Source organism: Bacillus horti, assembly GCF_030813115.1.
GTDB classification, from domain to species: domain Bacteria; phylum Bacillota; class Bacilli; order Caldalkalibacillales; family JCM-10596; genus Bacillus_CH; species Bacillus_CH horti.
This window is the reverse complement of sequence record NZ_JAUSTY010000002.1, coordinates 223170-245475: the sequence shown is the minus strand read 5'-3', so window position 1 is coordinate 245475 and position 22306 is coordinate 223170. Positions and strand designations below refer to the sequence as shown.

The 22306-nt window shown below is 38.5% G+C and carries 8 protein-coding genes; 3 read left to right on the top strand and 5 right to left on the bottom strand.

Features of this window, described 5'->3' with window-relative positions; genetic code table 11:
- Positions 1-9: 9 nt before the first annotated feature.
- From J2S11_RS03165 to J2S11_RS03155, 3 genes are all read right to left on the bottom strand, one after another.
- On the bottom strand, positions 10-16668 hold the full coding sequence (locus J2S11_RS03165) for a non-ribosomal peptide synthetase/type I polyketide synthase (protein ID WP_307390809.1): 16659 nt from the start codon (positions 16666-16668) through the stop codon (positions 10-12).
- 46 nt (positions 16669-16714) lie between these two features.
- The gene (locus J2S11_RS03160) at positions 16715-17206 is read right to left on the bottom strand and encodes a DUF6790 family protein (protein ID WP_307390808.1); all 492 of its coding nucleotides are present in this window, start codon (positions 17204-17206) and stop codon (positions 16715-16717) included.
- A 186-nt stretch (positions 17207-17392) separates the two neighbouring features.
- Complete coding sequence (locus J2S11_RS03155) at positions 17393-18061, bottom strand: response regulator transcription factor (RefSeq protein ID WP_307390805.1); 669 nt, start codon at positions 18059-18061, stop codon at positions 17393-17395.
- 469 nt (positions 18062-18530) lie between these two features.
- On the opposite strand from J2S11_RS03155, the gene J2S11_RS03150 reads away from it, so the two are divergent.
- Positions 18531-18869 carry a L,D-transpeptidase gene (locus J2S11_RS03150; protein ID WP_307390802.1) on the top strand — a complete coding sequence of 113 codons (339 nt, stop codon included), beginning with the start codon at positions 18531-18533 and terminating at the stop codon, positions 18867-18869.
- 40 nt (positions 18870-18909) lie between these two features.
- On the opposite strand, the gene J2S11_RS03145 is transcribed toward J2S11_RS03150, so the two are convergent.
- Positions 18910-19386: a hypothetical protein gene (locus J2S11_RS03145; protein ID WP_307390798.1), complete on the bottom strand. Its 477-nt coding sequence runs from the start codon at positions 19384-19386 to the stop codon at positions 18910-18912.
- 175 nt (positions 19387-19561) lie between these two features.
- The gene (locus tag J2S11_RS03140) at positions 19562-20239 is read right to left on the bottom strand and encodes a stalk domain-containing protein (RefSeq protein ID WP_307390795.1); all 678 of its coding nucleotides are present in this window, start codon (positions 20237-20239) and stop codon (positions 19562-19564) included.
- 468 nt (positions 20240-20707) lie between these two features.
- On the opposite strand from J2S11_RS03140, the gene J2S11_RS03135 reads away from it, so the two are divergent.
- Together J2S11_RS03135 and J2S11_RS03130 are read left to right on the top strand one after the other, a co-directional pair.
- The gene (locus J2S11_RS03135; protein ID WP_419095737.1) at positions 20708-21772 is read left to right on the top strand and encodes a pectate lyase family protein; all 1065 of its coding nucleotides are present in this window, start codon (positions 20708-20710) and stop codon (positions 21770-21772) included.
- Between the two features lie 201 nt (positions 21773-21973).
- On the top strand, positions 21974-22282 hold the full coding sequence (locus J2S11_RS03130) for a hypothetical protein (protein WP_307390793.1): 309 nt from the start codon (positions 21974-21976) through the stop codon (positions 22280-22282).
- Positions 22283-22306: the final 24 nt, after the last annotated feature.

Below are 22306 nucleotides of genomic sequence, written 5' to 3'. Positions count from 1 at the left end.
ATCTACTAGCTACTCATGGGTGCCAACCTTCTCTACTTTTTCTTGGGCTGGGATAATCGTTCGAATGGATGTTTGATCGAATCCCATTAAGCTCTCAACCTTTATATTTATATACTCAACATCTACATCCACAGTAACGAGAACCTGAGCCAAACTATTCTCAAGGGATTGCTCTGCTGGTAACCTAAATGCCATTTTATCTGATTGCTCAACATAACCTTGGAAGTTAAATAAGATTAGATCCTTCTCTTTATTTTTATAGGCTGGAGCTAATAAATCGACGACATTAGCATATTTCTTGGACAAGCTTGGCTCATATAACAAAGAAAGAAAATTAATGGACTGTTGTCGACATTCTTTTAAGGACTCCACAATATGTGATTTTGAATCAGTTACCTCAGCTACAAAAGGGATGATATCAAGAAACTCTCCAACACTGTTATAAAAATCCGTGTTATTGTAGCTTCTGCCGTAATCTACAATCGCTATCGGAATGTCATTCAGCTTGGTATATTGATGAAAAAGCTCTATTGTAAATTCAAAGGCTTTCATCCAAGGATCCACTTTCTCTGAGTCATGCAAAGGTAGACGAATATCTATTACTTTTTGACCACCATCGCTTAGCCTTCTAAGCCTATCCATGAAAATTGAATTACTTTCACTCCACTTAATTAACGTGAATTGTTCAATTATTTCTTCTTCTGTCATGTTACTCGGTCCTTGAGTAAGCAAAGTAACATAGTCCTGATAATTTTGCGGAGACTCCTCCACGACTTTAGCGGGAGCAGACTTGAGAGCACTGTCAGGCATAAGGAACAGTTGAGCTTCTTTTTCAATCTGATGACGCAAAACCTCTCCACTCATCCCATCAAATGCCATATGATCAAAGCCCCAAATAAGTAGGTGGAGCTCTTGATTCATCCGTAAGCATGTTATTCGCCAAGGCAATCCTCCAAACTCGTAAGGTGTGGCTAGAATACTCATAAAAAGTTTGTCTAACAAGCCGAGCTGTGTTTGCTCTGTGTATTCCCTCAGGTCGATATAGGGAATATTTTTTTCAATTAATGCAGACACTCCAGATACATCACATTCCTGCCAAACTGGCTCACCTTCCATTTGAGCCACACAATGAAGCAGTTGGTTTTTTTGAACAATGTTCATCAGTATTCTTTTAATCATCTGCTCATTTAGCGGCCCTTCAAGCTCTGTGGTGAAGCCACTTATATGTGACCCTTGCAAAGTGTGAGCTTTCTGAACTGGGGAGAAAGGAAAAACTCCGACCTTATCAGCGTATATCATTGTCTTAGAAATGAAGGAATTCCCATGATATACATGCTCTGCTAGGCTATTCATTTGTTGCTCATTTAAATGAATTGAGTTTATATTAATTGGCTCTGAATCCGCCATACTCCATCCATTCTTCTCGCTCTTATTAAAGAACTCTCGTACCTTAGGGAGTTTAGCAATCTCTTCTGCTGTAGGGTATTGGAAAATCTCGTTCACCTTAAGGTTAACTCCTAGCTTTGATAATGACTGAACTAGAGCTATGGCTCTAATAGAATGTCCGCCATACCTAAAGAAGTGATCTGCCATCCCGAAACTTTCGTTATCAAGTACCTCGCGCATTTTTTGTAGAACAACCTGTTCTGCCTCATTATGAGATAAAGTGGGCGCTACTGCCTCAGCGTTATCATTAAGATCAGGTAAGTGTTTACGATCAATCTTACCGTTAGAGTTTAAAGGAAGATTATCCATTCTCATCATTTTTGCAGGAATCATATAATTTGGCAGCTTATCACTTAAAGCCTCTCCAATTTGCTCCGGCTTCATCTGATTTACCAATCCATTTGATTGCATAGTTGTAGAATAGTACGCAGCCAGATACATATTACCCTGCTTATCCTTTTGAGGCACGACAATGACGTCCTTTACTCCCTCAATAGATTTAAACTGCTTCTCAATTTCACCCAGTTCTACTCTAAAGCCTCTGATTTTGACTTGAAAATCCCTTCTGCCAATAAAACCAATTTCTCCTGTTGGTAGACGCCAAACTATGTCCCCTGTACAATAAACTCTTTCTGAAGGATCAAATGGATTCTGAATAAATTTTTGCTTAGTAAGCTCAGCTTTGTTTACATACCCCTCACTAACACCATCTCCACCAATATAAAGCTCTCCCGGAACATTTGGAGGAACGGGATGCCCATGTCCATCAAGAATGTACGCTGTTGTATTTGCAATAGGAAATCCGATCGGCAAGTATGAAGCATCTTCTGGAGCTTCATTTATCGGATAATAGGTTGCAAAAACAGTCGTTTCTGTTGGACCATAAACATTAATTAAGCGATCAGGACCAAGATAGGCAAATGCTTTCTTTACATGTGGTATAGAAGCAGCCTCTCCCCCAAACAAAATTTTCCTTGTGTGCTGCAAGCAGCTCACATCCCAATCCACAACCATATTAAACATAGCCGTTGTGATAAAAAATACCGTTATTTCTTGTTTCTTGATGATGTTAGTCAGTTCACTTATTTCTAACAGTTCTTCCTTAGAGATCATCACTAAAGCAGCACCATTAAGCAATGCACCAAAGATATCAAACACTGAGCCGTCAAATGCATAATTTGAGAATTGTAAAAGTCTATCTTTTGGCGTAATGTCAATATAATTCGTATTTTTTACAACCCGTGTAACATTTCGATTACTGATTAATGTTCCTTTAGGTTCACCTGTTGATCCCGACGTATAGATGATATACGCAAGATCATCTGCAGAAGACTCTGCTTGGGTCTCACCGAATGAGATTTTAGCTTCTTCTCCTTGCTCCAGCTCGCTGTCTAATAAAAGATATGGAGTACCTTGCTCTAGCTTTGCTTCATAGCCTGAATCCGTTAATAATAAGGTTGCACTACTATTTTCTAAGATAAATTGAATGCGTTGCTCAGGATAATCAGGATCAATTGGCACATAAACACAGCCTGCCTTCAGAATGCCTAAAATACTAATGACCTGTAATGGTCCCCGATCAAACATAAGAGCAATCCTATCTTTTGGATTCACAAACTTTCTATTTAGTAGATCAGCCACTCTATTAGCTCGGCTATTTAACTCAGCATAGCTAATATGATCCTGTCCCCAGATGATAGCTGTATACTCTCCGTGAGACTCTACTTTTTCCTCAAAAAGCTGAACAATCGTCTTATCTCTCGGATAATCTGTTGTCGTTTGATTTAACTTAGAAAGCCAATTGCGCTCCTCTGCAGTAACTATGGAGATTTCCGATAATGTTTGCTTATAGTTATCTGTAATCTGTGATGCAACCCATAGTAGCTTTTCACCAAAGGCTTGAATCGTTTCTCTTTTAAATAGAGCTGTACTATATTCTATATCAGCAAAGTAACCGTTCCCCTTTTGCTGAATTGTCAAGGTGATATCAAATTTTGTTTCAAGCTCTGTAAACTCTAATGGCTTGAATGTAATACCCTCTAAGCTAAGCTCTTCTGTCCCCATAGTAATGTAATTAAACATAATATCAAAAAGAGGATTTCTTCCTAACTCCTTCTCAATACCAAGCTCTTCAATTAACTGTTCATACTGGCAGTCTTGATTTTCATAGACATTAGCCAGTTTATCTTTTAGATACATTAGAAACTCTTCTACTGATGCTGACTCATTAATTTGCGTTCTAATAGCCAGTGTGTTTACAAACATTCCAACCACAGCATCTACATCCGGATGACGCCTTCCTGCAATCCCTGTCCCCACAATTAAATCCTGCTGTCCTGAGTATTTCCACAGCACTACATTCAATGTTGCAAGAAGAACCATATAAGGGGTCAATTTTAGGGATTTAGATATTTCATCTACCTGTAAGCTTAGGGCTTGACCAAACTCAAAGCTTACATGATCCCCTTTAAAGGATTGGATAAGAGGTCTACTATGATCAGTTAACAGATTAAGCTTTGGGAATTCTCCAGATAGCTCCTGCTTCCAATAGTCGAATTGCTTCTCAATAGCTTTACTTTTCAAGAGTTCATTCTGCCAAGCTGCAAAATCCGTATACTGTATCTTTAATGGATCAAGCCTGTTCCCTGCATATAAAGCTTTAATTTCTTGAAGTAGGATAGCTATAGAGCTTTGGTCTGAAATAATATGATGCATATCGATCATTAGTAAGTGCTTCATCTCAGTAACCTGCAGAACCTTAACCCTTAGTAAAGGAGCCTTCGTCAACTCAAAAGGACGAATGAATTCTTTAATTTCATCCTCTATCCTTGCCTCTGTTGTACGACCATCTTGGACAACTGAATCAACCTCATCCTCAATGATCTGCACGACTTCTCCGTCTACCATGCTAAATCTCGTTCTAAAAGCTGCATGCCTATGCACCAGCTCAGCTATAACATTACTGAATCTAGCTATATCAAAAGCTCCTTCCACAATATAAATAGAAGCAAGATTATACGGAACTGCTCCCTCTATCAATTCGTTTACAGCAAACATACGCTTTTGAGCAGAAGACACCTTATAATAGCTTTGTTTCACCACAGGCTGAATCTGTTGAAATTCATGTTTCACTTCTCTGCTGATCAACCAATTTTCCATCTGATTAAAAACAGAATGATTAAATATTTCGCTCAGGGGCATGTCCACAGAAAACTCCTTTTGCAGCTCAGAAGCCAATGTAACTGCTTTTAAGGAATGACCACCTAAAGTAAAGAAATCATCCTCGGCCGCAATTTCAGCATGACCCAGTATTTCCTCCCAAATACTAGACAGTCTCGTAGTGATATCCTCTCTCGGAACTTCATTATTATCCTCTCTAATCACTAACGTCTGTTCTCTAGTCTTAGACGTGTATTCTTGGTCTATTATCGAAGTGAGGTTTATATCGTGTTCATGATAGGTTTTATCAAACACATAGCTTGGTAATGGAAGACGTTTTCTGTCCTTATTTTGATGCAACCTATCCCATTGAACACTCACTCCTTCACTCCAAAGCTGCCCCATTACTTGCAGAAAATACATGATCTCATAATCTTCAATCTGCTGATCACTTAATAGATGAACATATCCATGTCTTTCAGCGTCAAGCTCAGCCTTAATATGCTGATTAATAAAGCTGAATTGCCATCCTCCACTTCCAACTTCTATGAAGAATGAAGGACTCTCTAGAACCTCGTCCAAAGAAAGAATTGAATTTGGTGCCAACCTTTCAGACACATTCCTTTGAGCCTGTTGATCCTTTTTTCCAATACCCCCAGCTGTTGCTAATAGTAATGGAGTCTTTGGAATTCTCAATTGAACTCTAGCAAGATGATCTTGATAATCTTCTATCCCACTCCTCCTTATTAAAGCTACAGCCTCCCTCATATCTAAACTTCCTGCTACTGCTAAAGCAGTTATCAAACCAATGTTTTGCCCCATTACACCATCTGCGTGAACACCTAGCTCAATAAGAGTTTGAGCAAGCGCATATCCTGTAACCAATTGTGTTAGTTGGCTAGTCTTTGTATCAGAATGGAGATCAGAGTGTTTGTCTCTAATTGTTTTCATTACATTCTCGCGCTCATTCTGCTGCATAAATGAGAGAGCATGGTTCATGCAATCCCTATAAATCCCAGCCAAGGAACTTCTGTCTGCAGATAAGTAAAGCTGACGACCCATGTCTAGAGAAAAATACTCTTCACCCGGAAACATGAAAACGATTCTCTTCCTAATGTCGGACACTTTTTTCTCAGAAATTTGGATAAAGTCCTGAACGATTTGATTACTCAATCCACTTAATTTGCCTTTGACCACAAGGGCTTTCCTGTACTCAAACGATTTTCTTCCCATTTGAAGCGTCCAGGCAACATCAGCTAGGTTTAAGCTCGGCTTAGCTTTCAAATAGCTAAGTAATTTTTCACTAGTCTGTTCTAGCGCAGATTCACTTCTAGCGGAAAAAAGAAGTACTTGTGGCTCTTTGATATGTTCTTCCTCCCTATACCTCTTAGCTTTCATTGCTGGAGGCTGTTCGACGATCACATGTACGTTCGTTCCACCTATTCCAAAGGAACTAATACCAGCTCGCAGCACCTCCGAACTATGTGTTAGATTTACAGGCCTCGTATTAATGTAGAAAGGACTGTTGTCAAAATCGATCCTAGGATTAGGCTTTTGAAAGTTGATCTGACCTGGAATTGTCCGATGATATAGGGCTAAGATCGTTTTAATAAAACCAGCAACACCCGCTGCAGCATCTAGATGACCTATATTAGCCTTTACCGACCCCAGTGCACAGTAGCCTTTTTTATCCGTTTTCCACGCCTGTTTCAGTGCTTCAATTTCAATTGGATCTCCCAACTTAGTCCCTGTTCCATGGGCCTCAAGGTAGCAAATGTCTTCTGCAGATAACCCAGCCTTGTTTAAGGCTGCTTCTATGACATCAGCTTGTCCTGCTATGCTTGGGGCAGTATAACCAATTTTATCGATCCCGTCATTGTTAATAGCGGAGCCTTTAATCACACCATAAATATGATCCCCATCACGCTCAGCAGCAGCTAGAGGCTTTAATAAAACTAACCCACAGCCATTTCCTGAGATCGTTCCTGATGAGTCCTCGGCAAAAGGCTTACAATGACCATCCTTAGAAAAAATCATACCTTCATGCCACAAATACCCTTCTTTGCGTGGGTAAGAAATAGACACTCCGCCAGCAATAGCCATATCAGCTTCTCCTGAAATTAGAGACTGTATCGCTTGATGTATAGCAACTAATGAGGTTGAGCAAGCTGTTTGTACATTAAAGCTTGGCCCCTTTAAATTTAACTTGTAGGAAATTCTTGTTGTCAGAAAATCCTTCTCATTTAATGTCATTGCTTCAAATGCCTGTAGTAAGTCCTTCTGTTTCCCTAAAAATTTCGTCATCCACGGGATATTGGAGCCACTTCCGGCAAATAAACCAATTCTCCCAGCATATGCCGATGAATCATATCCAGCGTTCTCTAGAACCTCCCAGACACACTGATGCATAATGCGAATCTGTGGATCCATCATATTAGACTCTTGACTAGGGTAATCGAAGAAATCAGCATCAAAATATTCAATTCCTTCAAGAAAGCCTTTTGCCTTCACATAGTTAGGATGATCCAAGGCTTCTCTATCAATGCCGCTTTGTAACAATTCCTCCTCACTAAACGTTGTAATAGATTCCTCTCCAGATAGGATGTTATCCCAGAATGAATTGATATCATTGGCTCCCGGAAAATGACAGGACATCCCAATCACAGCAATGTCATCTAAAGCTAGCCTATTAGGAGGACCATCCACCCTAAACAAGTGCTCATCGATCTTAGTCTTGGAAAGAGCTAGGCTCTTAACCAAGGACTCGATCGTTGGGTGTTCAAAGAACTGCATCAAAGGAATAGATTGTCCTAATAGCTCGTTGACCTTGTTATTAACGTGAATAAGCCCTAGAGAATGACCTCCGACATCAAAGAAGTTGTCCCGTACACTGATTGATTCAGTATTCAAAACCTCTTTCCAAATCGCTAAGATAGCTTTCTCCAGCTTTGATGATGGTGGGATAATCTCCATCTTATCTACACTTCGCATTTCTTGAGGAAGACTCAGAGCCTGTTTATTGATTTTTCCATTAGGAAGAACAGGTAGCTCATCTAGCTGAATAAAATGAGATGGAACCATGTAATGAGGTAACGTTTGTTTAAGCCAATCTTTTAACCACGGATCGTTATCTTTCTCTAACCCAACTCTCTTAAGGCTATAAAATAAAACTAGCTGCTTATCCCGCTGAGGAACATCATATGTTTTTACCACAGCCTGCCTTATATGCTCATGCTTTAGAGCTAGCTGTTCAATTTCATTTAGTTCGATTCTATAACCACGAATTTTAACCTGTGAATCCAGACGGCCTACTAGCTCAATTTCTCCGCTATCAAGGATTCGAGCTCTGTCACCAGTTCTGTATAGAACCTTATCAGGTATAGCAGACAATTGGACAAATTTTTGCATGGTTTCATGTGAGTTGTTTAAGTAAGCTCGGGCTAACCCAAGCCCAGCAAGACATAGCTCCCCATATACACCAATTGGCTGCAACTTTCCAGCAGTATTGATAATATAGGCTTCAGTATTGGCAATAGGACGACCAATATTAATCTTATCGGAGTCGGTTAAATCCTTTGTTGTTGACCAAACCGTTGTTTCTGTAGGTCCATACATGTTATAAACTTTAGCCTGTGATTTACTTTGGATATCCTTTAGTAATTGGAGAGGGTAATTTTCTCCACCACTTAAAACACATTTTAGCTGCTTTAAAGCCTTATCAAATTCCGGATTTTCAACAAAAACCTTAATTCGTGATACCGTACTTAATATGTGAGTTAGCTTATGCTCTGTAATCTTTTGTGTAACAAGAGCTGGGTCAAGCTGCTCCTCTTCGTTAGCCAAATAAACAGAATGGCCAGTACACATAGGAACAATGGATTCAAAAGCAAAAATATCAAATGACAGCGTAGTTACACAGAGAACTCTATCAGAGTCCTCGGTAAAAATCCCTCTGTTCTCAATATCGTGAATGAAATTGACAAGCGAACGTTGCTCAATCATAACGCCCTTAGGCTTACCAGTTGATCCTGAAGTAAAGATCACACACGCTAAACTGTTCGTGGAATTATGATTAGGTGGATTTTCAGTCAGCCTGTTCCCCGTGATTCTATTTAATAGGTTATAGTTGATGATATGACCACTGAACTCAACGTTCTTTGAATCTTCTTGATGACAGATCAACGTACTCACATTACATTCTGAAAGCATGTAGGCTATTCGTTCTTTAGGAAGAGTTGGATCAATCGGAACATACGCTAATCCAGCTTTCAGTACACCGAGCAAGGAGATGAACAAATATTCATCCCTCCGACACATCACTCCTACAACAGCTTCTTTCTCCATACCAACATGGATTAATTCCCATGCTATCTCGTTAGCTTTTATGTTCAGTTCCTCATATGTTAATGCCTTTCCACTTGCAACAATTAATGCTGTTTTATCTGGGTGCTTCGCTACATTTTGCTCAAACAAATCTTGAATGAGAAGAGTATCGTTAAATGATAATGAAGTTTGATTTAACTCTTTATTAATCAGATCCTTTTCCCAAGGGGTTATTACATTAAGATCTCCTAGCAGCATGTGATTATCAACCGTTATTCCCCACAGGACCATTCGGAAATGCTCGACCATTCGCTCTACTGTTTCTTGCTTAAACAAACCGGTTGAGTATTCAAGGAAACCTTCTATTTGTTGATCTTTTTTATTTTCTTGGCACGTTAAAATCAGGTCATAGGCTGCTGTTTGAGTCTGGATTTTGTAAGGAGTAAACCGAATATCTTCTAGCTCGAGATCATGAAATTCCATGTTTTGAAAATCAAAGCACACATCAAATAGGGCATTACGATTTAGCTCTCTTTTTAAATCCAACTGCTCTACCAGTTCATCAAACTGATAATCCTGATGATCAAACGCACGAAGTGTATTTTCTTTTACTTCGTTTAAGAAATCATGGAAGCTTTTATCAGGCTGAGGGAAATTTCTCATAGCTAGCATGTTTACAAACATACCAACGGTATCTTCTATTTCCTCCTGAGTTCTGCCTGCTACTGGTGTTCCAACGACGATATCTTCCTGCGAAGCATACCTAGCTAAAAGGACATACCACGCACTTAAGAGGAGCATATACAGTGTAGTTCCCGAAGCCTGAGCTAAGTGCTGTAGCTCACTGGTTAAAGTTTGATCTAAGTCAAAGTAAGCTCTTGCCCCTTTAAAATCCTTCACCGGCGGGCGAGCATAATCAGTCGGTAGCTCAAGGGCAGGGAGTTCCCCCTCAAGCTGCTGAAGCCAGAAGTCTCTTTGCCTGCTCATTCCATCTGAGCTTAATCGCTCATTTTGCCAAACAGCAAAGTCCTTATACTGCAGGTTAAGAGGTCTTATATCGCCAGAATACAGCTGATTAAAGTCACGGGTAATGATTTCCACCGAAGAACCATCAGCAATAATATGATGGAAATCTAAAAGTAACAGTTTTTTTTCTGATTCAAGCTGAACCATCTCGATTCTGAATAACGGTGCTTTTTCAAGATCGAACGGCTTGACAAAATCATTAATAATCTGATTTAGCTCCTTAGAATGACTTACTTTATTCTCAGTGTATCGGATAGGAACATTTGTTGTGGAATGAATGAATTGTGCAGGCTCATTTTCTTTAATTCCAAAGGATGTCCTAAGTCCCTCATGACGTTGAATAAGCTTTTCAAATGTATGTTCAATTTTCACTCTGTCCAGCTGTCCATGGATAATTGTTGCTGAAGGAAGATTATAGGCTAAATTGTTTCTATCTAATAAATACAGGGCATACATACGTTTTTGAGCAGCAGACAGAGGATAATACTCTCTCTCTTCCGCTGGCTTGATACCCTTGGACCCTCTCTTTTCCTCATCGCGCTCAGCTTCCAGCACATTCCCAATTGAACTTTCACTTAAAAATGCTGCCAATGCACTTGGTGTCGGATATTTAAATAAATCTGTAATATCAACTTTTGTTCCCACTACATTTTTGAGAGTGGAGGAAAGGCTTACCGCTTTTAATGAATCCCCGCCTAATGCAAAGAAGTCCTGATCTACAGTGACTGTTTCAAAGCCAAATAGAGCTTTATATGCTTCAATTATTGCACCTTCAAGCTTAGTTTTGAATCCTTCCTCATCTCCTGCTACTTGTATGGATAGAGGGGCACGGTACTCTATTGCTTCTAGCGAGCTCACAGCTACCTCTTTTTGAGCAACAAGCTGGTTTTGATACCCCACGTCTACAGGGAAGAACATTTTATCAAATTCATATGTGGGCAAAGATATCCGCTTACGCTTCTTTTCACCCTTTAACACATCCCAAGCAATATCTACACCTACAGACCACAACTCAGCCACCTTTTCGTTTAGAAACTCCACATCACTAGCCACTTCTTGCGGATGGCGAATAAGGTGAACAAAATGATGACGTGACGCTTTAGCATCATGCTGTCTAGCAAACGTACTTAATGTTCGACCTGCACCTACCTCTATAAATAAGTCCTGATTATTGCTCAGGATTACTGATAAATTATCGGCAAATTTTACGGTCTGTAAAATATGCTGTGACCAGTATTCAGGCTTAGTCATTTCTTTCTCTTGGACCCACTTTCCTGTAGCATTCGAAAGAATAGGAATTTGGGGTTCGTTCATTTTATATGTGCGTAGCTTATCTTTGAACTCCTGTGCTGCTTTTTCCATCATTGGAGTATGGAAAGCATGCGAAGTCTTGACGCGTATAAATTTCCAACCCAGCTTCTGTAGCTTAGCTTCAAATTGACTAATCGCTTGTTCGTTACCACCGACGACACAGCTACTACTTGTGTTTTCTAAGGACAGCCATACATCGGAAGGAAGTTCTTGTTCAACCTCCTTAGCAGAAGTCATAACAGCCAGCATAACCCCAGGCTCTTGCTTCTGCATGACTTGTCCTCGAAGCCTTACAATTTCTACGGCATCCTTCAGTTCAAATACACCAGCTACAGTAGCAGCCGCGACCTCTCCAATGCTATGTCCAAGCATTCCAGCAGGCTTAATACCAATCTCAAGCATTGTTTTGGCTAGGGCATAGCTTGTCGCAAATAAAGCAAATTGACTAAATTCCGTCTGATTAATTTGCTGTGGATTCTCCACACCATAGATAATGCCTAAGAATTGGTTACGTTCCTCTGCTTTTAATAAGTCGTACACACTATCTATATACTTCTTAAATAACCTTGAAACTGCGCTATCATGTGCATTGAAATAAAGCTCTCTGCCCATCCCCTGATACTGACTTCCTTGTCCTGGAAACATAAAATAAATCTTCTTATTTGTTGACATCATCTCATGGACAGTTGCGGCATTTAGCAGCTCTAAAGCTTTTTCTGGATCATTACGAAAGTCATCTTGAATAACCATTGCCCTTCTATAGGAAAATGGCTTTCTTCCTACCTGTAATGTCCAGGCAGCATCAGATACATGTGTTTGCTGATCCTTCAAAAGATAGTTGACTACCTTTACAGATGTTGCTTTTAACGCTGTTGGGCTTTTCGCTGAAAAAGGTAGAATGACTAGTTTATCGGAAGGACTACTTCCACTTTCCATTGGCGGCTCCTCTAAAACCATATGCGCATTTGTTCCCCCTACTCCAAAAGAGTTTATTCCTGCACGTAAAGCCCCTTCTTTTTCCCATTCCATCCCGTTTTCCTGCACCATAAAAGGTGTGTTCTTAAAATTGATCTTAGGATTTTGTTCCTTATAATTAACCGTTCCAGGAATATATTTATTTTTTAAGCTAAGTGCAACCTTAGCAAGACCAACCACTCCCGCTGCCGTGTCCGTATGACCAACATTTCCTTTTACAGAACCAAGCATACAAAATTGCTTTTTATCTGAACCAAACGCCTTCGTTAAAGACTCAACCTCTATCGGATCTCCAATTAAAGTTCCTGTTCCGTGAGCTTCCACATAGCTAACCGTTTCAGGGTCGATTCCTGCTACACGGTAAGCCTCATGAATAGCTTCCGCTTGTCCCTCAACACTTGGAGCTACAAAGCCAGCTTTTTGCTTGCCGTCATTATTAATAGCAGAGCCTTTGATTACCGCATATATCTGATCTCCATCAGCTATTGCTTCATCCAGTCTCTTCAAGACAACTAGTCCCATTCCATTCGAAAAAACAGTACCTCTAGCGTTCGCATCAAATGGTCGACAATGTCCATCTGGTGAAAACATCATTCCTTCTTCGTAGAAATAGCCTCCTTCATTAGGCAGTTCTACCGTTATTCCACCAGCAACAGCTAGATCACATTCACCTAGAATTAAAGACTGGGTGGCTAGATGAGGAGTCACTAATGTTGTAGAACAACCGGTAAGGGCTGAATATACAGGTCCTTTAATATCTAATTTATGGGCTACTCTAGTAGCTAGGAAGTGATTCGTGCTAAGCGTAAATGCTTGATATTTATCACTAAAATTCCCTTCACTAAAAAGAACCTTTCTATACCATTCAAAATCGTCCGAGCCTCCTAAAAATAAACCAATTTTGGTCTTAGAATTAGGATAATATCCTGCATCCTCAAGTGCCTGCCATGTACCTTGATATAAAAGGCGCAACTGAGGCGACATCATGTGTACCTCGCCTGGAGTGTAATCAAAAAAATGAGGATCAAAATACTCTATACCATCAACTTTACCTTTTGCTTTGACATAGTTAGGCGATTTCAGCAGATTCTGATCCACACCTAACTGGGCTAATTCATCATCACTATAAAAATGAATACTCTCCTTCCCCAGCTTCAGGTTATTCCAAAACTCATTCGTAGACTGAGCACCTGGAACATTGATTGCTAGTCCCACTATAGCTATATCCTGCCTGACTATTCTTTTGTCTCGCTCAAAATGACTCTCACGATTCAAGATCGTGTTATCCTTTTCTCTAAAAAAATGCTCGGCAAGCTGACGTACAGTCGGAGATTGCACAAGCAGAGTAATGGAAAAGTCCTGCTTCAACGCCTTTCGTAATCTGTTATGTACTTGAATCAGATTTACTGAGTTCCCTCCGATTTCAAAGAAGTGATCATCCACTCCTATTTTTGATATAGCCAGAACTTCTCCCCATACTTTGACAATGTTATGTTCTAGCTCTGTTTGAGGGGCGACATAGCTTGCAGAATCAGTCTGTAAATACTCTGTATCTGCCGTAAGTGCATTGCGATCAACCTTGTCACTGCTGTTAAGAGGAAATACTTCCTTATGTACAAAAAATGAAGGTATCATATAAGCTGGCAATACCTGTGATACATGCTCCTTTAACTTAGCTATCTCAATTTCTTCATCCGCTAAATAATAGGCACATAATTCCTTCGCTCTACCCTGTCCCTCCTTCACAACCACAACAGCTTGTACAATACCCCTATACTCAGCAAGTACACTTTCAATTTCTCCAATTTCAAGACGAGCTCCGCGTATCTTTACTTGGAAGTCAATTCGTCCTAAAAACTCAATCGTTCCATTAGATGTCCAACGAGCAAGGTCTCCAGTACGATACATCAATCTGTAGTACTCAGAGTCTGATTCCTTATCAAAAAAAGGATTAGATATAAACTTTTCTTTAGTTAGTTCCTCTTGATTTAAATATCCTCTTGCTAAACCGGGGCCACTTAAGCAAAGCTCACCCGGAATCCCGATTGGCTGTAGTTCCTTATTCTTGCCTATTACGTACCAACGCATGCCATGTAGGGGCTGTCCGATGGAAATATTTTGTTGGTTTTCACTATCATTTTTCAGTGAAGAATGGGATACCCAAATGGTGCTTTCTGTTGGTCCATATACATTCTCTAAACGAATATCTGTATGAAGGGCATTGAATTTTTGCAATAGATCTGGGGTGACAGCTTCTCCTCCCAAAAAGACCCACTTTAAAGAGCTCATTTTTGAGATGTTTGCTTCCACTTCAAATAGCTCTAGAAAAAGACGAAACATCGTGGGAACAAAGTTGATATGTGTCACGTTGTATGTATTAATTTCTTCTAAGATGAATTGTGGGTTCTTCTCCTCACCATGCTCTAAAATCAGAAGTGAGCCCTCTCCGACGAACCAACCAAAAAGCTCAGTAGCAGATACATCAAAGGTGAAGGGTGTTTTCAATAGAAAAATATCTTCTTTACCTAGCGGGAAACGACCCTCTAAATCTAGTAGCGTGTTCACAACACTATGATTTTCAATCATAACCCCCTTAGGTTTACCTGTTGAGCCAGATGTATAAATGATATAGGCTAAACTAGTAGGATCTAGTTCTTCTAGCGGACTGATTACAGGACCGGTATACGTGTCTGAATCATCGACGAATAACAAGTCCACCTCCCAATTATGCTCGTGGGGAAGCTGCTGTGAAGTAATGAGAAGAGGAATGCTAGCATCATGAAAAATATACTCTTTCCTTGCTCTTGGATAAGCCGGATCAATAGGCACATAGGCACAGCCAGCTTTTAAGATAGCTAATAGAGTAATGACTAAGTCTGGTGAACGCTGCAATTGTACGCCAATGGCCCTCTGCTCACCATTAACTCGTTCTATGATTTTTCGAGCCAATTGATTGGCTTTTGCTTGAACAGAAGCGTAAGTCTCACTTCGCCCATTGTAGATTAGAGCAACTCTTGTAGGATGAAGCTGTACCTTAGTATTAAAAATATCGATGATCGACTGTGGCTTATACGGTTGTGGAGAAACCCTATTAAAATCACGGAAAATGCGCGTTTCTTCATTTTCCAATAATAGATCAATCTCTCCCACTTTACTCTCTACCTGTAGAGTGAGAGCTTCAATAATTTTTAGGAATCTACACCCTAATAGTTCTATAGACTGGTCTGAGAACATTTCCGGCTTATATTGAATTTTTAATTGACTTCTTTGCTCTGTTTTATTCCAAATCACCATGAGGTTTCCTGGAAAGGTAACATGATCCTGTTCTACGATTTCCGATTGAAGTACATCTGCCCCCACTTCTTCATAAGCATCATAAATAAAGGACAGATCAAAAATAGAAGGTGTCCCAGGAGTCGTAGCTAACTGTTGATCACGTAAAATTAAATTGTTCGGATATCCAATGTTTTTATAAGCTTGTATTAATTCCTGTGAAACTTGCTTAAGCACACTCGGAAAAAATTGATCACTTTGTACGTCGAATCTCATAGGAAGCATAGAAACAAAATACCCGATCGTTTCTTCAAAATCCATATCTGGACGGTAGGAAAGTGATGTGGCAAAGCTAATATCCTCTCTCTGTGTATATCTGTTTAAAAATACACCAAAAATAGCCAAGTAGAACATGAAATCCGTGACTTCATGTTCTCTAGCTAACTGGCTAGCTCTATCAACCAAAGCTTGCGGAACCTCAAACCTCTTCTCTCGCCCGACCCCGTTTTCAAATTGTTTGATAGAGTAATCATGCTGTATACTGACCGGCTCTGCACCTTGTAGCTTTGTAGACCAATACTCTTTTTGTTTATCGAACTTACCTTCTGTAAGCTTGCTATTTTCCTGCTTAATAAAATCTGAAAAGCCCGTATTTTGTTTCAAGACGATTTTTTTCTTATGAATCAGACGATCATAATAATCCAGTAAGCTATGCCTGAATATCTCTAGAGACATACCATCCGAAATAATATGATGGATACACACTACAAAGAGGTGCTCTGCTTCATTCAGTTTGATTAACCTAGCACGAAACAATGGAGCTGAAGATAGATCAAAAGCTGTACCTATTTCTTCCCTGATAATGGCACTTAGTTCCTCGTGTTGGTTTAAAGCTTGTGACAAATCCTGTTTAACCCACATAAAATCAATCTCATCTAGTGTTGAAAAGACAGGGAAATCATGTTGAATGTCTATCTTTGTCCGAAGAGCCTCCTGCTCCCAAACAACTAACTTTAAAGCATTTTCTAAATGCTTTTCATCCACGTTTTGTAACCTTATCGTCGCTGATATATTGTAATCTAAGGGGTTATCAACCTGGCAGTCAAAATAAATTCCTTTTTGGTTCTCAGCTAATTCAAAAGTTTTTGATGACACAATGAAAGCCCCCTTCTTTCAAGCTATTAAATGGTATTACATCTCCTTAAAGCATAGAGCCTGTAACCCAGATATCTCCTGCTAAGATTGATAGGATGGTCAGAAAAGCCATGTATAATAGACACATAATAATATTCCCCACACTATCAGCATCAGCTTTCTTATTCTGAACCATGATGTACGTATGGCTCCAAAGTCCACTTAAACCATAGATATACATGCTTACGATAACACCTAACCAGAAAGTACCACCGAACCAAATGGCCATCACACCCATGATTCCAAGGCCAAGCTGAGAAAATCCATATTTTATCTGAAAGAGCCCTCCCGGCCAGCCTAATTTCTTTGCTGTGCTCTCAGCATAGACGATGTTTACGATGACACCAATAATACCAACTAAACCAAATGTAACGATGAATTGATGGAGCAAAATAATCGTACTCGTTTCGCTAATGTTTTCTGGAAAACCAACGATAAATAAATGAACTAAAGCAGAAATAAGTCCCATACCCCATAACGCTAAAAACCACATAGACATGCTCCTTTAGACTATACATAGTAATCAATACCATGCTTATTTTTAATTATCTCAATTTTACAAAATAAACAATAATACTGTAAGGATCAACTTTTATAGCTCTAAATGACAAAAGAGGCTATATTTTATAGCCCCTTTCCCCTAATTTTGTCTATTTATGAATGAATAATCTTAATAATTTCAATTTTACAGATTAACCTTGTCTGAATTTCTCTTTTTATTTAAAATATCCGGTGTAAAAAGACATCTCATTTCAATATTTGCAATCGCTTCCTTTAATGTCGAACCACCGAGCTTCTTAAGAATGTTCTTAATTTGATTTTTCACTGTGTTCCTTGTCTTAGAAAGCTTCTGCTCAATTTGTGATCGAGTATATCCCTGTTCGACTAATTCATACACTTCCTTTTCAGCTGGTGTTAGAATGTTAAGTTGCTCTTCCTTTTTCAAGATACGATATTTCCTCATAATTATTTCTACTGGGGTTGTCTCGTAATGTACCTCTCGTATAATTTGTGGTAACTGTTTATATTTTGATTTTGAAATAAAATGAGCTGCTCCTACAATAAATGCCCTCTCAATTAACTCCTCATCAATACATGAAGTGAGCATGATCATTTTTGCAGGACAAGCCTTCGCTATTTCTAAGGTGGCATATATACTATCTAATTTATTTACGGACAGATTAATATCCATAAGTATTATATGTATATGTATAGTCTTTGCGAGCTGCACGGCTTGTTCTCTTGTTGTTGCTCGTCCAACAACTTGAATATCATTTTCTTGAACTAACCATTTCATAAGCTTTGCAGTCCAGTCTGAATCATCTTCCACAACAAGAACCTTAATTCTATCCATACAGCACCCTCCTGTTAAACAAATAGAAAAAAAATCTTTTTTTAATATATATTGGTAATTACGGGTGTGAAAATTACACTCCTTTCTTCAATTTCTCTTATTAGCTGAAGTTCTTTGTTATTGTTATTGTTGTGTATAGAGTATATCTTTTACTGTATTATGTTGTTGTAGTATCTATTTCATCTAGTCCAACCTCGACTAGTTACTTTACAAATAGTGTAATATTTTGACTGATAAGAATGAAAATTTGAGGTATAAAACATCTTGTTGTAGGAATAGAAGTCTGTATTTCGAAGTGATTGATCATGTACATGTTGTTATTTAAAACTATTGTATCATTTTTCGAAAAAAAATCTATATAAAATTCAAAATTTAAAAATACACAAATAAATTTACAGTTATTTATTAATTCCCTTGAGTAACCTCTAGCCTATGTCTTAGCATAGACTGCATAAGAGGTGATAGCGTTATGCCTAATTACAGAATTATTGTCGATTTATCGGATAGACAGCTGTATTTATTGTTGAATAATCGTGTGGTGAGAGGTTTTCCAGTAGGTATAGGGAGAATAGCCTTACAGACACCAAGAGGGCAGTTTGTCATCATAAATAAAGTTCCCAATCCGGGAGGACCTTTTGGAGCATTGTGGATGGGCTTATCGAAGCCCCATTATGGCATTCATGGAACCAACAATCCTTCTTCTATTGGAAAAATGGTATCACATGGTTGTATTAGGATGTATAATGCAGATGTTTTAGAACTTGCATCTTATGTAAAAGTAGGTACACAGGTCGACATCCGACCCTAACTGTAATTTGAGTTGACTTAGTTACATCTATAAACCATGCTTATCTTAAAAAATAATACTCATATTCGACATACTCTCCTCTTTCTGGATGAAAGATAAAGTGTAAATCCTCACCATCTTCTGGCCGTAACAGGATGTAATAGGAGGCCGCTATAAACGTATATGAATTAATTCTAGGTGTCCTTTTTTCCCCTGTTGATAAGGGAATTACCTCAAACTGTTCTTCTATCTCTGCGACAATTGCTTCCACAGCTTGCTCATATGTGTAGTGAGGAACAGCTACTAGCAGAAAAATTGAATGTAGAATAGAAAGTAATAAATATCCGTAGAAAAATCTGTTCCCTACATCTTTTCTGATAAAATGAATCAGGCTACTTAGCTGTATACCAAAAAAACTAATCAGATAGCTATAGGGAATCACATTAACGTAAAAAATGTAATTAATAAAGCCTAATATCAAAGAAAAGACCATTGTGAAGGAACTAATGATAATTCCTACTTTTTTGAGTTGACTCATTCTACCACCTAAATATTTCAAGAGATATGAACTTACCTTTATAATATATTAATAGTCTAATATATAGTTTATCAGATAGCAAAATCCCTTCCGCTAATATAGGAATCATTCGACATCCTATTAATAGCTAGAAGGGATTATCAATTTTATTTAGAAATTAATAGATTTAAACAGCTTATCTATAGCTACCCGTTACAAATACTTTTTCATCAGCACCAGGGCGAGATTGAGCCGCTATTTTTAATTCTTGAATTCCACCAATATCAAGAGTAACCTCGCTGGAAGAGTTACTAGATGTAAGCGTTAGTTCTCTTACAACTACATCTCCATTAGATATGGTAACGGTAATATCGTCCGAAGAATTAATAGCAAATACAGATAAATCTAACGTTTGATACTTCCCAGCAGGATGTATAGTAATGGCCTTAGCAGCCGAATTAACAGATTCGATAATTACACCAGTCTGATAATCAGTGCCAGCTTGGACAGTATATTGCTTATCACTTGTAATGTTCGAAGAATGAGCTGTGTCAACCTTTTCAGAAGTAATGGCTGTCGTATCTGATTTCTCACCCAAGGTGATCGTTTGAGTCGCTTGATCCCAATCTACTGCTGTCCCAAGTGCTTCTGAAACAGCTCTTACTGGAAGGTATGTTGTATTGTTATAGGAGATAGGAGCTATAGAATTTCCGTTCTGGTCCGTAGGAGCCCATGGCTCTCCATCTACTTGAAACTCAATAGACCAGTTTAAGTTAGCTGTAATTCTCTCTAATACAGGTGCTGCTCCTACACCCAATGTAAATGATAATGCTAGAGCTAATGCTGAGAATAAAATAATCGATTTTTTCTTCATGATGACCTCCAGAGTTTTATTTTACATGCTTAATTAACTGAAGAGTCAACTTTATAGAAAGCTGTATATCATTATGTAAGTGATTCTCTATTCCATTTAGTTGAACACAATCTTACAGGTTAATTTGTTAGCATAAGTAGATTGAGCCCTTAACTATGTACAACAATATACTGCTTACACCCCCTTTTTTCCTAAAAATCCTCTTTTGAAACCATTAAAGTTACCGACTTCACATGCTTCATTAGAGGTACGGTAGCTTTACACAGTTCTTTGGAGACAATCTATTTTATTCCATTACCCTTACCTTCTTAGATTTAAACCGTGAATTAACTGTCCTTTTTTATAAAATAAATCATTTTCTTTGTCTTATATTAATATAATCACATTACGGAATTTAACTCGGTGAATCATTACTGAATTAAATTCCCCTTGGAAGGACTGATTTTAAACAAAAAGGAGACTGATCAAATGAAACGATTTTTTTTCTTGGCTCTTTCTTTTCTTCTTGTTTTTTCACTAGCGAGCATTACCGTTGGTGCAGATTTATCTCCCGTTCCATCTCATAATGTAGAGCTGCAAAACATGAATCAAATTGTTGGCTTTGCCTCATTAAATGGGGGAACAACAGGTGGGTCAGGTCCTAACTCCGATGTGGTTACAGTTACAACAGGAACTCAGCTTCAAAATGCTCTAAAAAACAAAAATGCTAATCGTCCACTGACCATTTTTGTAAACGGTACCATAACTCCATCGAACTCCACTGGGTTAAGCAAAATTGATATTAAAGACGTTGATAATGTTTCTATTCTTGGTGTTGGAACAAGAGGAGAATTAAACGGAATAGGAATTAAAATTTGGCGTGCAAATAACATTATCATAAGAAATTTAAAAATCCATCACGTTAACATCGGAGATAAGGATGCTATTAGTATAGAAGGTCCGTCCTCTAACATCTGGATCGACCATAATGAGCTATATAACAGTTTAGATGTGCACAAGGATTTCTATGATGGACTTCTAGATGTGAAGCGAAACGCCGAGTATATCACCATATCCTATAATTACTTCCATGATAGCTGGAAAACCTCGTTAGTAGGCTCCTCCGATTCGGATAACTTTGATCGAAAAATAACGTATCATCACAATCGTTGGGAAAACATTAATTCAAGAGCCCCACTCTTCAGATTCGGGCAAGGACATCTGTTTAATAACTACTATAACAACATCATTGATACAGGTATTAATACTAGAATGGGGGCCAGATTAAGAATTGAGCATAACCATTTCGAAAACTCCAAAGATCCAATTGTTTCTTTATACAGCTCCCAAATTGGCTACTATCATGTTGTAAACAACAAATATGTCAACAGCACAGGCAGTATGCCAACAACGTCTACAGTTAACTATACTCCACCATATAGCTATACGCTTCTTCCAGTAGATAATGTGAAATCACACGTCATCCAATACTCAGGTGTAGGTGTCATTAACACGACAGCGGGTTACGAGCATCTTTTTGAATCGGCTAATTAGTTCTTCTCTATAATAATATGTGGAATAATAAGTGGCTGTCTCTAAGTAGATTTCTTAGAGACAGTTTTTTGTTTGCCTATTGCACCCATCTGTAACGGTCATATAAGATTCTTTTAAACTATCTCTCATTAACCTCCGTCATGTTTATTTTTTCCTGCTGAAAGGAATAGAACATTAACACTAAAACGGAGGCTGATTTTAATGAAAAAGTCAGATTATGATAATAAAGAGCAAGAGAAGTCAAAGCAAGATCGTATAAAGAAAGCTCAGCAAAAAGATGATCGTCAAACTCCTTCCAACAAAGCAGAAATGAAGGAAAGGAAAGAAAATGAAAAAGATCGAGATCATCCTGAGCAATACCCTACTGAAAAAGAGAGTCTCTTTGATAAGTATGAGAGCTCTCTTCATGTTGACCCCCTCCCCCTTGAAGATATAAAATTGGAGCAAAAAGAGGAGAAAAAGAAGCACGAATCTAAAAACAGCTCATCTAGTAAAAATAAATATAAGTAACAAAATCTCTATTATTTTTGAAAC

Excerpts from the sequence above, each read along its gene's own strand:
- J2S11_RS03160 (WP_307390808.1), bottom strand. The coding sequence starts at position 17,206 with ATGTCTATGTGGTTTTTAGCGTTATGGGGTATGGGACTTATTTCTGCT.
- J2S11_RS03155 (WP_307390805.1), bottom strand. The coding sequence starts at position 18,061 with ATGGATAGAATTAAGGTTCTTGTTGTGGAAGATGATTCAGACTGGACT.
- J2S11_RS03150 (WP_307390802.1), top strand. The coding sequence starts at position 18,531 with ATGCCTAATTACAGAATTATTGTCGATTTATCGGATAGACAGCTGTAT.
- J2S11_RS03145 (WP_307390798.1), bottom strand. The coding sequence starts at position 19,386 with ATGAGTCAACTCAAAAAAGTAGGAATTATCATTAGTTCCTTCACAATG.
- J2S11_RS03140 (WP_307390795.1), bottom strand. The coding sequence starts at position 20,239 with ATGAAGAAAAAATCGATTATTTTATTCTCAGCATTAGCTCTAGCATTA.
- J2S11_RS03135 (WP_419095737.1), top strand. The coding sequence starts at position 20,708 with ATGAAACGATTTTTTTTCTTGGCTCTTTCTTTTCTTCTTGTTTTTTCA.
- J2S11_RS03130 (WP_307390793.1), top strand. The coding sequence starts at position 21,974 with ATGAAAAAGTCAGATTATGATAATAAAGAGCAAGAGAAGTCAAAGCAA.